The organism is Caulobacter sp. FG121 (genome assembly GCF_057809815.1).
On record NZ_JBMDKR010000004.1, the window covers coordinates 126,442 to 141,212 of the forward strand.

At 66.8% G+C, this 14,771-nt stretch carries 16 protein-coding genes; 8 read left to right on the forward strand and 8 right to left on the reverse strand.

Translation table 11 applies throughout. The annotated features are described in order from the left end of the window. Nucleotides 1–87 precede the first annotated feature (87 nt). A complete protein-coding gene (locus ACODSL_RS12160; protein ID WP_488900956.1) occupies nucleotides 88–519 on the forward strand; it encodes a Ros/MucR family transcriptional regulator in 432 nt (143 codons plus the stop codon). Nucleotides 520–525: 6 nt separating this feature from the next. On the opposite strand, the gene hemA is transcribed toward ACODSL_RS12160, so the two are convergent. The 6 genes from hemA to ACODSL_RS12190 form a co-directional block, all read right to left on the reverse strand. Next, a complete protein-coding gene (hemA, locus tag ACODSL_RS12165) occupies nucleotides 526–1,755 on the reverse strand; it encodes a 5-aminolevulinate synthase (RefSeq protein WP_488900957.1) in 1,230 nt (409 codons plus the stop codon). Between the two features lie 231 nt (nucleotides 1,756–1,986). Further along, nucleotides 1,987–2,886: a 3-hydroxyisobutyrate dehydrogenase gene (gene mmsB / locus ACODSL_RS12170; protein ID WP_488900958.1), complete on the reverse strand. Its 900-nt coding sequence runs from the start codon at nucleotides 2,884–2,886 to the stop codon at nucleotides 1,987–1,989. Between the two features lie 4 nt (nucleotides 2,887–2,890). Then, nucleotides 2,891–3,646 carry a class I SAM-dependent methyltransferase gene (locus ACODSL_RS12175; protein WP_488900959.1) on the reverse strand — a complete coding sequence of 252 codons (756 nt, stop codon included), beginning with the start codon at nucleotides 3,644–3,646 and terminating at the stop codon, nucleotides 2,891–2,893. After that, the gene (locus ACODSL_RS12180; protein ID WP_488900960.1) at nucleotides 3,646–4,449 is read right to left on the reverse strand and encodes a class I SAM-dependent methyltransferase; all 804 of its coding nucleotides are present in this window, start codon (nucleotides 4,447–4,449) and stop codon (nucleotides 3,646–3,648) included. The genes ACODSL_RS12175 and ACODSL_RS12180 overlap by 1 nt, the downstream gene beginning before the upstream one ends. Before the next feature lie 61 nt (nucleotides 4,450–4,510). Further along, nucleotides 4,511–5,563, reverse strand: a complete 1,053-nt coding sequence (locus ACODSL_RS12185) for an enoyl-CoA hydratase/isomerase family protein (RefSeq protein ID WP_488900961.1) — start codon at nucleotides 5,561–5,563, stop codon at nucleotides 4,511–4,513. A gap of 126 nt (nucleotides 5,564–5,689) precedes the next feature. Then, nucleotides 5,690–6,829 carry an isobutyryl-CoA dehydrogenase gene (locus tag ACODSL_RS12190; protein WP_488900962.1) on the reverse strand — a complete coding sequence of 380 codons (1,140 nt, stop codon included), beginning with the start codon at nucleotides 6,827–6,829 and terminating at the stop codon, nucleotides 5,690–5,692. 109 nt (nucleotides 6,830–6,938) lie between these two features. On the opposite strand from ACODSL_RS12190, the gene ACODSL_RS12195 reads away from it, so the two are divergent. The 6 genes from ACODSL_RS12195 to ACODSL_RS12220 are packed head-to-tail and all read left to right on the forward strand — an operon-like array spanning nucleotide 6,939 to nucleotide 12,522. Next, entirely contained in the window at nucleotides 6,939–7,424 is a 486-nt protein-coding gene (locus ACODSL_RS12195; protein ID WP_488900963.1) for a hypothetical protein, read from the forward strand. Beyond that, nucleotides 7,421–8,428 carry a porphobilinogen synthase gene (gene hemB / locus ACODSL_RS12200; protein WP_488900964.1) on the forward strand — a complete coding sequence of 336 codons (1,008 nt, stop codon included), beginning with the start codon at nucleotides 7,421–7,423 and terminating at the stop codon, nucleotides 8,426–8,428. The genes ACODSL_RS12195 and hemB overlap by 4 nt, the downstream gene beginning before the upstream one ends. 1 nt (nucleotide 8,429) lies before the next feature. Then, nucleotides 8,430–8,795, forward strand: coding sequence for a hypothetical protein (locus tag ACODSL_RS12205; RefSeq protein WP_488900965.1), 366 nt, complete (start codon nucleotides 8,430–8,432; stop codon nucleotides 8,793–8,795). Nucleotides 8,796–8,840: 45 nt separating this feature from the next. Beyond that, on the forward strand, nucleotides 8,841–9,395 hold the full coding sequence (locus ACODSL_RS12210; RefSeq protein WP_488900966.1) for a GrpB family protein: 555 nt from the start codon (nucleotides 8,841–8,843) through the stop codon (nucleotides 9,393–9,395). After that, nucleotides 9,392–9,988 (forward strand): inner membrane-spanning protein YciB, encoded by a 597-nt coding sequence (locus ACODSL_RS12215; protein WP_488900967.1) that lies wholly within the window; start codon nucleotides 9,392–9,394, stop codon nucleotides 9,986–9,988. Before ACODSL_RS12210 ends, ACODSL_RS12215 begins: the two co-directional genes overlap by 4 nt. 47 nt (nucleotides 9,989–10,035) lie before the next feature. Beyond that, a complete protein-coding gene (locus ACODSL_RS12220) occupies nucleotides 10,036–12,522 on the forward strand; it encodes a hybrid sensor histidine kinase/response regulator (protein ID WP_488900968.1) in 2,487 nt (828 codons plus the stop codon). A gap of 2 nt (nucleotides 12,523–12,524) precedes the next feature. On the opposite strand, the gene ACODSL_RS12225 is transcribed toward ACODSL_RS12220, so the two are convergent. Continuing rightward, nucleotides 12,525–12,815, reverse strand: a complete 291-nt coding sequence (locus ACODSL_RS12225; protein ID WP_488900969.1) for an ASCH domain-containing protein — start codon at nucleotides 12,813–12,815, stop codon at nucleotides 12,525–12,527. A gap of 7 nt (nucleotides 12,816–12,822) precedes the next feature. Further along, nucleotides 12,823–13,683, reverse strand: a complete 861-nt coding sequence (locus ACODSL_RS12230; RefSeq protein ID WP_488900970.1) for an NAD(P)-dependent oxidoreductase — start codon at nucleotides 13,681–13,683, stop codon at nucleotides 12,823–12,825. A gap of 88 nt (nucleotides 13,684–13,771) precedes the next feature. Between ACODSL_RS12230 and ACODSL_RS12235 the strand changes: the two genes are divergently transcribed. Next, nucleotides 13,772–14,680: a flagellar motor protein MotB gene (locus ACODSL_RS12235; protein ID WP_488900971.1), complete on the forward strand. Its 909-nt coding sequence runs from the start codon at nucleotides 13,772–13,774 to the stop codon at nucleotides 14,678–14,680. The last annotated feature ends 91 nt before the right edge of the window (nucleotides 14,681–14,771 follow it).

Genomic DNA, 14,771 nt, shown 5'->3' on the forward strand with positions numbered 1-14,771 from the left:
AAGAGGGGGCCGCGTTGTTCAACAAGCCCGTCGCTCCTCCCGGAGCGCCAGGTACGGAAATGTATCCGTGCGTAGAGAGTAGAACCGATGACCGATGGCGCCAGCGATGCAGACACGTCGGGAGCGGAGCTGCTGGCCTGTTCGGCCGAGATCGTCGCGGCCTATGTAAGCCGCAACCAGGTAGGGCAGGCCGCCCTTCCCGATCTGATTCGCACGGTGCACGCGTCGATGGCGGGACTCGGCGTCGACTCCGCGCCTGTCGCGAAGGAGCGTCAGAAGCCGGCGGTCCCCATCTCGAAGTCCATTCAGCAGGACTACATCGTGTGTCTGGAAGACGGCGCGCAGCTGAAAATGCTGAAGCGTTATCTGCGCACCCGCTTCGACCTGAGCCCCGAAGACTATCGTCGGAAGTGGGGCCTGCCGCCAGACTATCCCATGGTCGCGCCGGCCTACGCCGAGCGACGGTCTGATTTCGCCAAACGAATCGGACTTGGAAAAGGTGTGCGGCGGCGGTCCTAGGTCCTTCTAGGCGGCGTAACCGCCGACGCGGGCGATGTTACAGTGGGCCCAAAGGTTTTCCAACGCCCGGACAAGGTCCCTCATCATCGCGTCGGTGTGGAACGGGGTCGGCGTGAAGCGCAGCCGCTCCGTTCCGCGAGGAACCGTCGGGAAGTTGATCGGCTGGACGTAGATGCCGTGATCTTCCAGCAGCATGTCCGAGACCATCTTGCAGTGGACGGCGTCGCCGACCATCACCGGCACGATATGGCTGACCGAGCTTTCCATGACCGGCAGGCCGGCGGCCTTCATCATGGCCTTCAGGGTCGCCGCGCGTTCCTGGTGCTGGTCGCGGACCTCGTTGTGCTCCTTGAGCCAGCGAACGGACGCCAGCGCGCCGGCCGTCAGGGCCGGCGGCAGCGAGGTCGTGAAGATGAAGCCCGAGGCGTAGGAACGGATCGCGTCGACGATCACCGCGTCGGCGGCAATGTAGCCGCCCATGACGCCGATGGCCTTGCCGAGCGTCGCCTCGATGATGTCGATCTCGGAGGCGATGTCGTCACGCTCCGAGACGCCGCCGCCGCGCTGGCCGTACAGGCCGACCGCGTGGACCTCGTCGATATAGGTCATGGCGCCGTACTTCTTCGCCAGCGCGACCGTGCCGCGGATGTCGGAGATGTCGCCGTCCATCGAATAGACGCTTTCGAACGCCACCAGCTTGGGCGCTTCCGGATCGGCCTCGGCGAGCAGCTGCTCAAGGTGACCAAGGTCGTTGTGACGGAAAATCTTGCGCGCGCCGCCGCCGTTGCGGATGCCGCTGATCATCGAGGCGTGGTTCAGCTCGTCCGAGAAGATGATCAGACCCGGCAGGATCTTGTACAGCGTCGCCAGCGTCGCCTCGTTCGAGACATACCCCGAGGTGAACAGAAGGGCCGACTCCTTGTGGTGCAGATCGGCCAGTTCGCGTTCGAGCTCGACGTGGAAGTGGGTCGTGCCGGAGATGTTGCGCGTGCCGCCCGAGCCGGTGCCGGTGGCGTCAATCGCCGCATGCATGGCGTCAGCGACGACGGGGTTCTGACCCTGGCCAAGGTAATCGTTGGAACACCAGACGATGACCTCGGATTCGGATCCGTCGTCCCGGGTCCAGGTCGCGCGAGGGAAGTCGCCGCGATGGCGCTTGAGATCCGCGAAGACCCGGTAGCGGCCTTCGTCGCGAACCTTCGCAACAGCGGTCTCGAAAGCGGCCTTGTAATCCATCGACGACGCCCGGCCCCCACGTGACGGTCGCCCCGCCCCGGCCGGCTCCTGTTCTCTGTTTCGCGGGGCTTATAGGCGCCCCGGGACTCCCGTGTCCACATTCGGGAGTTTCATCTGGCAACGTATTACGTGAATCGCCGCAGGTCTTTCGCGAACGGCTCTCAGGTAACGGGTTGCAGGATGGCCGCTCCCGCACCGGGATGAATTGATCCAGCGCAAAAACGGGCAGGCTCAGGCCTTCAATTCGTCCAGTCGCCCGCGGAACATCTGCAACATGGCCGAGAAGTCCTTCTGGCCGTGCCCCATGCCGTCGAACAGCGCGTAGAGAGCTTCAGCCTGGGCTCCCATCGGCGTCGAGGCGCCGGCGCGGGCCGCCGCCTCCTGGGCCAGCTTCAGGTCCTTGAGCATCAGGGCGCTGAGGAAGCCGCCCTCGTAGTTACGATTGGACGGCGCGGTCTCCACCGGCCCCGGCCAGGGGCAGTAGGTGGTCAGCGACCAGCACTGGCCAGACGACTTCGAGCCGATCTCGTAGAACCGCTCCGGATCGAGACCGAGCTTCTCCGCCAGGGCGAAAGCCTCGCAGACGCCGATCATCGAGATGCCGAGCAGCATGTTGTTGCAGATCTTGGCCGCCTGGCCCGATCCCGCCGCGCCGGCGTGGAAGACCACGCGGGCCATGGGCTGCAGGATGGCCTCGAACGCTGGATAGTCGGCCGCTTCACAACCGACCATGAAGGCGAGCGTGCCGGCCTCGGCCGCCATGATGCCGCCGCTGACCGGCGCGTCGGCGAAGCGGTAGCCACCCGCCCTCGCCTGTTCACCGACCGCGCGGGCGCTGTCGATGTCGATGGTCGAGCAGTCGATCAGCAGGGCGGATGTCGGGGCATGAGCCAGCACCTGATCGCCGTAAACGGACCGAACATGCTGGCCGGCGGGCAACATGGTGATGACGGCGTCTGCATCCCTGACGGCTTCAGCGATGGTGGCGGCGGGCCGGCAGCCGGCGGCGACGGCCTTGTCGATGGCGGCCTGGGACAGGTCGAAGGCGCGGACCTCATGGCCAGCCTTCGCCTGGTTGGCGGCCATACCGGCCCCCATGTTGCCGAGGCCGATAAAAGCTATGCGGGTCATGGATCTAGACGGGCCTGCGGAACTTGAGCACGAACTGGTCGGTCTTGCCCTTGATGGCGTCGTCAAACACGCTCGCCGTGCGCGGATCGGCGGGATTCCGAAGCAACTCGGTCGCGCCCTCGAAGACGAAACCGGCCGCCGTCAGTTCCGCCTTCACCGTGGCGATGTCGATGCGGTGCAGGGCCTTGGACTGGCTGTCCCCCGTGCCGTCGACAGCGGAATGGTCGATGACGATCAGCACGCCGCCCGGCTTGACGCTGTCGAACAGGGCCTTGTCGATCGCCGCGATGCCCTGCGGCGGAATGAAGCCCAGGTGGAGGTCGTGGTAGTTCTGGGCCGTGAAGATCACGTCCAGCGGCTCGGGAAAGCCGACCGCGCCCAGTGAGTTGTTGAGCGGCGTCACGTTCGGATAGGCTGCCGCAACGGCGTCCAGCGACTTCTGGTACTGGCCGTTGAACTGGATGAACTCCTTGGGCTGATAGGCGTAGACCTTGCCGCCCGTGCCAACGGCCTTGGCGAAGATGCGGGTGAAATAGCCGCCGCCCATGATGAAATCGCCAACCTTGTCGCCCGACTTCACGCCGGCGAAGGCCAGCAATTCGCCCGGATGGCGGGCGGCGTCACGGGCGGTGTCCGTCGCCGGCCTGCCGCTGTCGGCGAGGGCGGCGGTGATGTTGGCCGGCAGGTCGGCGGCCATTGCGGCGGCGCCGAGCGCGATGGCCAGGATCCCGGCAAGCGGGGCGGTGAACCGGAAGGACATCAGCGCGCGCTCCTGGGCTTGCGGAATTTGTAGACAAACTGGTCGGTCTTGCCGCGGATCGACGGGTCGAAGACGTTCGCCGTCAGCGGATCCTTCGGATTGCGCAGCAGACGGCTTTCGCCCTCATAGACGAAGCCGGCGGCCTCGATCTCCTTGCGCACCAGCGCCGCGTCGATGCGGTGCAGGGTCTCGGTGTCACGCAGGCCCGTCCCGGCCTTGGCCGAATGGTCAATGACCAGATAGACGCCGCCGGGTTTGAGCGCGGCGAAGATGCGGCGGTTCACCACCGACAGGTCCGCCGGGCCCATGAAGCTCAGGTGCATGTCGTGGTAGTTCTGGGCCGTGAAGACCATGTCGACCTTCTCCGGCGCGGAGAACATCGGCAGGGTCTGCAGGATCATGCTGGCGTTGCTGTAGGGCGGCTTGCCGACGAAGGCGGCGACCGACGGCGGGCGGCCCTTGGCGATGGCGGTCAGCTCGTCCGGCACATAGGCGTAGACGCGTCCGCTCGACCCGACAGCGCGCGAGAAGATGCGGGTGAAATAACCCGACCCCGGCACCAGATCGACAACCTTCATCCCGGGGCGCAGGCCGGCGAACAGCAGGATTTCACCGGGTTTGCGGTTGGCGTCGCGGGCGCGGTCGGCTTCCGGCCGACCCGGATCGGCCAGGGCGATGGAGATAAAGGCCGGCAGCGAGACCGGCGCGTCTGCGGGCGGAGGCGGGGGCGGCGGCGGAACGGTCTCGCAGGCGGCGAGCGCCAGTACGGCGGCCACGGCGAGCCAACGGGCTTGGAACTTCATCCTGGTATCTTCCCCAATTGCGTTACCCCGACCCGGCTTGTCTCCTACGCCGGTTCCGGCCTCAAGTCAGCGGCGTCCATTCCTCTTCGGCCGGCAGCGGCGCGAAAATATCGTCCAGCAGGGTGTCGGAGACAGCCTCGACCGTCGACGGATCCCAGCTCGGCGCATTGTCCTTGTCGATGATGACCGCTCGAACGCCCTCGAGGAAGTCGTGCAGGCGAACCACGCGCGAGCCGATGCGGTATTCCATCGCCATATTGTCGGCGAAGTCGTCCAGCGCCGCCCCAGTTCGGAGCTGGCGGTAAGCGACCTTCAGGGTCTGCGGCGACTTGGTCCGCAGCGTCGCCAGCTGGGCCTGGGCCCATTCGCCGGGCTCGACCTGCAGGTTGGCGAGGATCGCCTCAACATCCCCCTCGCCGAACAGGCGGTCGATCTCCGCCTGATGGGCGGTGATCGGCGGGTGCCCGGGGTCCTCGACGAAACCGGCCAGGGCGGCCGCGACGCTGCCGGGATGGGCCAGCAAGGCCGTCCTGAACGCCTCGACCTTGTCCGACGACATGTAGTGGGTCGCAATGCCCAGGACGCAGCAGTCGGCCGCCTTGATCCGCGCGCCGGTGAGGGCGAGCCACAGGCCTGCCTTCCCAGGGAGGCGCGGCAGGAACCAGCCGCCGCCGACATCGGGGAACAGGCCGATGCCGGTCTCGGGCATGGCGAACGTCGTCCGCTCGGTCGCGATCCGTACGTCGGCCGGCAGCGACAGGCCGACGCCGCCCCCCATGGTCACCCCGTCCATCACCGCCACAACCGGCTTGGGATAGGTGAACAGCAGATGGTTCAGCCGGTATTCGGTGTGGAAGAATTTGCGCGCCGCGACCGCGTCCCCTGCCCCGCTCTCGGCCAACATGCGGATGTCCCCGCCGGCGCAGAAGCCGCGCTCGCCGCTGTGGTCGATGAGGATGCACTGGACCTGTTCGTCGTAGCGCCAGATCGACAGCGCATCGATCATGTCCTCGCACATGACCAGGGTCAGGGCGTGCAGGGCCTTCGGCCGGTTCAGCGTGATCCGCCCGACGCCGGACTCGACGCGGCAGAGGACTTCGGGGGCGTCAGTCATGGAGCTTTCCTGCGTCCTTCGAGACGCCCCTGCGGGGCTCCTTAGGATGACGAATAGTGGAGAAGCCACCCCTCCCCGTCATGGTGAGGAGCGAGGCCCCGGCCGAGCGTCTCGAACCACGCACACTCACTGGCGGAACATCTCCCGACTGATGATCACCCGCATGATCTCGTTGGTGCCCTCGAGGATCTGGTGGACCCGCAGGTCGCGGACCACGCGCTCAAGCGGATAGTCCGCGAGATAGCCGTAGCCGCCGTGCAGCTGCAGCGCCTGGTTGGCGACCTCGAACCCGGCGTCGGTGGCGAAACGCTTGGCCATGGCGCAGAGTTCCGTTGCGCTCGGATCGCGGCGATCCAACGCGTCGGCGGCGTTGCGCACCATCAGCCGGGCGGCCTCCAGCTCGGTCGCCATGTCGGCGATCTTGAACTGCAGGGCCTGGAAGTCCTTCAGCGGGCGGCCGAACTGGTTGCGGGCTTCCATGTAGGCCTTGGCCGTGTCGAGGGCGAAGGCCGCGCCGCCGAGCGAGCAACTGGCGATGTTCAGCCGACCGCCGTCGAGGCCCATCATGGCGAAGCGGAAGCCCTCCCCCTCCCCGCCGATGCGGTTGGACTCATGCACGCGTACGCCGTCGAAGTTGACCTGGGCGGTCGGCTGCGACTTCCAGCCCATCTTGCGCTCGTTGGCCCCGAAGCTGAGCCCAGGCGTTCCCTTCTCGACCACGAAGGCCGAGACGCCCTTGGCGCCCGGCTCACCGGTGCGGGCCATGACGACATAGATGTCCGACACCCCGCCGCCGCTGATGAAGGCCTTCGAGCCGTTCAGCACGTAGTGGTCGCCGTCCTTTGCCGCCGTGGTGCGCATGGCTGCGGCGTCCGAGCCCGAGCCCGGCTCGGTCAGGCAGTAGCTGGCGATCAGCTCCATCGTCGTCAGGCGCGGCAGCCAGCGGTGGCGCAGCTCATCCGACCCGAACCGGTCGATCATCCACGAGGCCATGTTGTGGATGGTCATGTAGGCGGCCGTCGAGACGTCGCCGTAGCTCAGGGCCTCGAAGATGATCGAGGCGTCGAGGCGCGACAGGCCCGAGCCCCCGACGTCGTCCTGGACATAGATGCCGGCGAAGCCGAGCGCCGCCGCCGAGCGCATCACATCGACCGGGAAGTGACTGTCCTCGTCCCACTTCGCCGAATGCGGGGCGAGTTCATCCCGCGCGAAGGCCTGGGCCATCTCCTGGATCGCGCGCTGATCGTCGGAAAGGGAAAAATCCATGCGCCTTTGGCCTCCAGCAGGGCAATTCACAGCCCCGGTTGTATCGGGTTGATGACCTGACGCCAGCGGCGCACCCTGTCAACGACCGCGACTTCGCAGGACCACGCCCTTGAACAAGCCCGCCGGAGCCATCCGCACCGAAGCCGAACGCAACCTGGCCCTTCTGGCCTATGGGTTGCTGGGGGTTTCCGTGTTTTTCGCCGGCATCACGGCGCTGGTGGCGGTGATCATCGCCTACACACTTCACGATGCCGCCAACGAGACCCTGTCGAGCCACTTCCGCTTCCAGATCCGCATCTTCTGGATCGGCCTGGGCTGCGTCGCGCTGGCTGTCGTGGCCGGCGTAGTCGCGGCCGTGAGTTCCCTGGGCGCCCTGCTGCATCAGGCGCCACCGACCGACATGGTGCGCACGCTTGACCTGTGGGGCCACAGCATTGACCTGAGCGGCCTGCGGATCACGCCGCTGGTCGTTGTTTCCGCAGGCGTGGCCGTCAGTTCGGCCCTGCTCGGCGCCGTCTGGACCATCCTCGCGCCGGTGTTCGGCTTCATCCGGCTTGCCACATCGAAGCACATGAGCGAGACCGCCGCGTCATGAGCCTTCCGCCCCTCGCCGCCTATCCCGCCCTCCGCCTCCGCCGTCCGCGTCAGGCCGACTGGAGCCGCCGTCTGGTCCGCGAAAGCGTGATGACCCCGGCCGACCTGATCTGGTCGATGGTCGTGCACGAGGGTGAGGGAAAGATCCCCGTCGCATCGATGCCCGGCGTCGAGCGCCTTTCGGTCGAGGACTGTGCGAAGGCCGCTGTTGAAGCCCGCGACCTCGGAATCCCCGCGATCGCCGTGTTCCCCTACATCGACGGCTCCACCAAGGACGCCGCCGGTTCCCGCGCCGCCGACCCGGACGGCGTCGTCAGCCGGGCCGTACGCGCGATGAAGGCCGCGGCCCCTGAAGTCGGCATCATGTGCGATGTCGCACTCGACCCGTTCACCGACCATGGCCACGACGGCCTGATCGTCGATGGCCGGATCGACAACGACAGCACCATCGAGAAACTGGTCGAACAGGCTCTCGTTCAGGCCCGGGCCGGCTGCGATATCCTGGCTCCGTCCGACATGATGGACGGGCGGGTCGGTATTCTTCGTCAGGCGCTGGAAACCGAGGGCTTTCAGGATGTTATGATCATGTCCTATGCCGCGAAATATGCTTCGGCGTTCTACGGGCCATACCGGGACGCGATCGGCTCGGGCAAGCTGGGGACGCTTGGCCCCTCCGACAAGAAAACCTATCAGCAGGATCCTGCCAACAGCGATGAGGCCCTGCGCGAGGTGGCCCTCGACATTGCCGAGGGCGCGGACATGGTCATGGTCAAGCCCGGCATGCCCTATCTCGATATCATTCAACGGGTTGTCGAGACCTTCTCGATGCCGACCTTCGCCTTCCAGGTCAGCGGCGAGTACGCGATGATCATGGCTGCGGCGCGGAACGGCTGGATCGACGAGGAGCGCGCCATTCTCGAAAGCCTGGGCGCCTTCAAACGGGCCGGCTGCGCCGGCGTGATCAGCTATTTCGCGCCGCGCGCCGCGAAACTGCTCGGGGCCTGATGTGAGCCCTGTCGGCTCCTCTGCGCGGGGGATCCGGCCGGCCCTCGGCGCCGTTGGCTTCTGTTCCTGGTTCGGGAACCTGGCCTTTTTCCTCGTTCTGGATCGGCATGGCGCAAACGCGCCGAACGCCGCAGCCGGGCTGACGGCCAAACTGAACAACCACGGCCACGACTTCTTCGTCGAGCCCTGGAAGGCGTGGGTTTTCAACGGCGCGCTAGTCGCGTCGATGATCTTGATCGTGACCAACCTCACAGCGTTGAATGCGGCGATCCGAGAGCGGCGACGGGGGCCAATCCTTCTGTTGGGTGCAGTTTCGGCTGTGTTCTGGGCGGTCCTCGCCTATTCCGTTTCCAGTCCTGGCGGATGATCAGGCGCCGAACTCCCATCACATTGCCCTCGAAGCGAGCCGGTCATGGATGAAATTGAGCTGGTAGCATCAGACCCGGCCTGGCCCCGGCGCTTCGAAGAGGAAGCCTCGCGTCTGCGAACGATCATACCCGCGGATCTGCTGATCGACCTGGAGCATATCGGCAGCACCGCCGTGCCCGGCCTCCCCGCCAAACCGATTATCGACATTCAGGCGACGGTCACCGATCTGGAGGCCGCGAGGTCGCTCCTGGTCGCGCCGCTCGAAGCCGCCGGCTACAGCTTCTGGGCCGAGAACCCCGACACCGACCGGCTGTTCTTCGTGAAGGGCCTGCCGCCCGCGGCGCCGCACCGGACGCACCACCTGCACATCATGGAGGCGGGCCCCGGCGCGTTGAGGCACGTCGCCTTTCGGGACCACCTGCGCGACCATCCCGCCGAGCGGGACGCCTACGCCGCCCTGAAGCAGGATCTGGCCCGACGGTTTCGTGACGATCGCGAAGCCTACACGGCCGCCAAGGGTGACTTCATCGAGGCCGTTCTGGACCGCGCTGCGGCGGACGGTCAGTCTCTGGAAGCCGCCTGGGACGACCGCCCATGAAGTACTTCTTCCAGAGCGTCAGGCCGATCCTGCTCGACTTCCTGTCGACCATCGCCTTCCTGATCGCGCTCAGCTTCCTGCACGACGTCCGCGCCGCGATCCTCATCGGCATCGCCGTCGGCGTGGCCGAGATCGCCTGGGAAGTGGTTCGCCACAGGAAGATCAGCATCATGCAGGCGGCCAGCCTGTTCCTGGTCGTGACGCTCGGCGGCGCCAGCCTGATCCTGCATGACCCGCGCTTCGTGATGGTCAAGCCGAGCGTCGGCTACACCGCCATCGGCATTGTGATGCTCAAGCGGGGCTGGCAGGCGGGCTATGTGCCGCCGATCGCCCTGGAGCTGGTGCCCGAGCGACGGTTCATTGTCTGGGGCTACGTCTGGGCCGGGCTGATGCTGTTTTCCGCCGTCGGCAATCTCGTGCTGGTCGCGCTGGTCGATCTGAAGACCTGGGCGCTGATCCTGACCGTCTGGGGTCTCGGCTCGAAGATCATCCTGTTCGGCGCCGAGTACGGTTCGATCCGCCTGGAGGCAGGCCGGGCCTATCGACGCAGGGCGGCCGAACGGGCCAGTCCGGAGAACCCCGTTAACGCTTAATTGGCGCTCAATGGCGACCTTGCGACCTTCAGTGTCCCAAGGGCCCCATGCGGCTGCGATTCGTTCTTACCCTGTGTTTTGCGCTGACGACCGGTCAGGCCTTCGCGGCCGCCGCTCCGGCCATCCCCATTTCGAGCCAGTCCGCCCAGGATCAACGGGCCGTGCAGCTTGCGCGGACCCTGGAGTCGCGCGGCCTCATGACGACGCCGCAGGTGATCAGCGCCTGGGAGAGCCGGGCTGCCGCGACGACCGGAGACAGGCGACTCGAGCAGTTGCGTCGCATCTCCGTCGAAGCCCTAACCGCTTCGGATGTGGAGCGGGCGCATCGCTGGATGGCGCTGTACCAGCAGGAGATCCAGGCCCGGAATGACACCCGTCACGCCCGTGTGCTCCTGCAACTCCGGGCCTATGAACGCGGGATCGACGGGGACTTCGGCGGCGCCGTCACTGAGCTGACCCGTTTGCTCTCCGGGGAGCGGGACCCATTCCTGCGCGCAAACGGCGCCCGGCTGCTGGCCTATTCCCTTGCCGACGCCGGCGTGCCTGTGCAGGCGCTGCAGGTGATCCGGTCCGGCCTGCGCGACGCCGACCAGGTCAAGGACGGCGCGGCTCTCAAGATCGGCCTCGCCGACGCGGGGGCCTACGCGTCCCGCCAACTCAACGACCTGCCGGCCTTCATAGACAACATCGACATCGAGATCGCGGCGGCGGCGAAGACCGACCAGCCGCTCGACGGACGGACGGCGCTCTACAATCTGACCATTCTGACCTCGAACCTCGGTCGGGACGCGATCGCGGCCGATCTGTTGAAGCAGTTTCAGCGCCTGTCCGCCGCGACCGGTGACCAGACCGAGATCGCCTGGGCCAATGAAGTCTGCGCGACCGTGAAGATCGGCGCCCGCGTCTACGACGAGGCGCTCCGCTGCGCAGAGGCCGCCCTCGCCTATCCGGACATGGCCCCCGAGCATCGGCCGAAGGTGATGCTGATCGAGGTGACCGCCCTGGCGCGACTGGGGCGCCCTGCCGAGGCCCGCCGGCGCCTGACCGAACTTCAGGCGCTCGCCCGCAAACGGGGCGACCCCGTGCTGATCCACAACGTGCTTCAGAGCGAGGCGGAGGTCCTGCGCAGCGAAGGACGTCCTGACGAGGCCTATGCCGCCTTGCTGTCGTTTCACGACCAGCAGCAGCGGGACAGTTCCATCTCGGTCGTCGAGGGCCTGCATGACATGCGGGCCAGCCTCGAGAACGAGATCGATGACACCCAGGCCCTGCTGAAGGCCCAGCGCCAGCAGACACTTCAGATCACGGTCCTGGTCGGGATCGTCGCCCTGGCCCTGATCGCGGCGGTGGTATCGCTGGCGGGGCAGCGGCGACTGCAGCGCCGGCTTGTCGCGGCCGCCGACCGGGCCGAACGGGCCGACCGCGTAAAGTCGGAATTCCTCGCCAACATGAGCCACGAGATCCGAACGCCGCTGACCAGCATCGTCGGGTTCTCGCGCCTGCTGAGCGAGCAGCCGGAGCTCTCCTCGACCTCGAGCAGCTTCGCCACCCGGATCGTGACGGCGACCCAGTCGCTGCTGGCGATCGTCAATGATGTGCTCGACTTCTCCAAGATCGAGGCCGGTCAGGCCCGGATCGAGCCGCGTCCCACGGCGCCGCGCGCGCTGATCCTCGACGTGGCGGGTCTGTTCGAAGCCCAGGCGGCCGACAAGGGCATCGTTCTGACCGTTGATCTGGCAGACTCGCTCGTGAACTGGGTGCTGATCGATCCCGACAGGCTGAGACAGATCCTCCTGAACCTGACCGGCAACGCGGTGAAGTTCACCACGTCCGGATCCGTAATGGTGCGCGGCGACTGGTCCGAGGCCGGCGGTCTGCGACTGAGCGTCCAGGACACCGGCCCGGGCATTTCGGCGGACGGACAGGCGCGCCTTTTCCGACGCTTCTCGCAGGTTGAGGACGCCTCCAACCGGGTCGAGGGTGGAACGGGTCTGGGTCTGGCCATTTGCAGCGGACTCGTCGAGGCGATGGGTGGCGAAATCGGCGTCGAGAGCGCGGTCGGCCAGGGCAGCCGGTTCTGGTTCAGGGTGCCTGCTCCGGCGACCGACGCCCCGGCCGTGGCGGAGCCCTTGAACGTGACGCCCGCGGAGCAGGCCAACGAGCGCGCGCGGGTCCTGATCGTTGATGACAACGAGGCGAACCGCGACCTCGTGTCCCACCTGCTGGCGTCGCTGGATCTGGACATGACCTACGCCACCAGCGGCGAAGAAGCCGTTTTGGCCGCCGCGACCGCACCGTTCGACCTGGTCCTGATGGATATCCGCATGCCCGGCATGGGTGGCGAAGCGGCCATGGGCCTGATCCGGACGGGCGGCGGCCCGAACGCGGAAACGCCGATCCTCGCCTTCACCGCCGACGTCGATGGTCAGGCGACCGAGCGGCTTCTGGGCGCCGGCTTCGATGGCCATGTGCCCAAACCGATCGACGCCCGGGCGCTGATCACCTCGATCGTTCAATGGACGGCCGCGGCCTGACGTCAGGCGACCGGCTCCGGCCCCACGTACTCAAACTCCACGAGGAAGACCCGCTCGCCGGGGCCGTGTTTGGCGACCTTCAGCAGGTCGACCAAGCCTTCGAAGCCCGACCGGCGCGCGAGGTACGGCGTTATGTCCGAGAGGGACATCTCGCGGATTGACGTCACAACGATGTGGCCCGGCCCGAGGGCGTAGCGCCCGCCGACCCTGACCTTCGGCTTCTGCCAGATGCGCACCGAGCAGGTCACCTCGCCCCGCATGACCGGGTCGCGAAGGCGGCGGGTGAACATCATGGCCGGATCACGCGGGCTTTTCGAGCCGCGCCGCGAGGCTGGAGGTGTCCCAACGGTTGCCGCCCATGGCCTGAACTTCGGCATAGTAGCCGTCGACCATGGCGGTCATCTCGAGGGTCGCGCCATTGGCCACCGCTTCGTCCAGCACCAATCCCAGGTCCTTGCGCATCCAGTCGACGGCGAAGCCGAAGTCGAACTTGCCCTCGACCATCGTCGCCCAGCGGTTGTCCATCTGCCAGGACTGGGCCGCGCCCTTGCTGATGGCCTCGAAGACCAGATGCGGATCAATTCCCGAGCGTTTGCTGAAATGAACCGCCTCGGCCAGCCCCTGGACGACGCCGGCGATGCAGATCTGGTTGACCATCTTGGCCAGCTGGCCGCTGCCGGCCTCGCCGATGCGCTTCACCGCCTTGGCGTAGGCCGCCAGCACCGGCTCCAGTCGCGCCACGGCGGCCGCGTCGCCGCCGGCCATGACCGTCAGCTGGCCGTTCTCGGCGCCCGCCTGGCCGCCGCTGACCGGCGCGTCGACGAACCACCGGCCGGATGCCCGCGCGAGATCGGCCATCTCGCGGGCGACCACGGCGGAGGTTGTGGTGTGGTCGACGACGATCCCGCCCTGCGCCATCGCGGCCAGGACTTCCGGGACAACGCCACGAACGTCATCGTCGTTGCCGACGCACAGGGCGACGATCTCGCACCCGGCCGCCGCGTCTGCGACCGTCTCGCCCGCTCGGCCCCCATGGAAGTCGGCCCAGCGAATCGCTTTCGCGGGACTGCGGTTGAACACGCTGACGGCATGTCCGGCCTTCGCCAGATGTCCCGCCATGGGGAAACCCATGACGCCAAGGCCGACAAAGGCGATTTTCATGTCCGAACTCCGAATCCAGGGCTGCGCCGCAACACCATCTTAACGACCGCAGGCGAGGTTCGCAGTTACGGTTAAACGAGGATTCACCATGGCCTTGGGCAGCGACGCGCCCATCATGATCAAGAAGGTCAAAAAGGTCGTCGGCGGTGGGCACCACGGCGGCGCCTGGAAGGTCGCCTACGCCGACTTCGTGACCGCCATGATGGCCTTCTTCCTCCTGATGTGGCTGATCAATACGACCAGCCCGGAACAGAAGCGCGGGATCGCCGACTATTTCGCGCCCGCCAGTGTTTCGGAGACCACCAGCGGCTCCGGCGGCATCCTCGGCGGCACGGCGCTCGGGGACGACGGGGCCAAGTCTTCGGGGTCTGTCAGCTCGGTCGAGCAGATGGCGCCCGAATCGCCGACGGACGCCCAGGTCTCCGGCCAGAGCGACAGCAAGCCCGGGTCCACCGACCTCGAGACCGCCAGCGAACAAGCCCTGCGCAGGGAGCTGCAGGGCCGCGAGGACGCCGCCTTTGCCTCCGCCGCCCAGTCCCTGCGCCAGGCGCTGCAGGACATGCCTGAGCTGGCCGAGTTGTCGAAGCAGATCCTTATCGACCAGACGCCCGAAGGCCTGCGCATCCAGCTGGTCGACCAGGAAGGGCGTTCGATGTTCAAGGACGGCGCCGCGATGCCGAACGATCGCGCGCGCATCCTGCTGCGGGCCGTGTCGCGGATCATCAATCAGCTGCCCAACCGCATCTCGATCAGCGGCCACACCAGCATCAGCCCCGACGGCCGGACCCAGTCGAGCGACTGGGCCCTCTCCTCCGCACGCGCTGATGTCGCCCGACAGCTTCTGCAGGGCGCCGGCGTCAGTCCCGACCGCGTCTATCAGGTCGCCGGCAAGGCCAACTCCGATCCGCTCTATCCAGATGATCCGATGCTGGCGGGAAACCGGCGCATCTCGATTATCCTGCTGCGCGAAGCCCCTGTCCTTCCCCCGGATCGTTGAACGATGATCGATCAAACCTCGCTTGCACGGGGGCGCGGCATGCGCCCTAATCCTCGCGGGGAACAGGAGAGCCGCAAGGCATAAGGGGTCG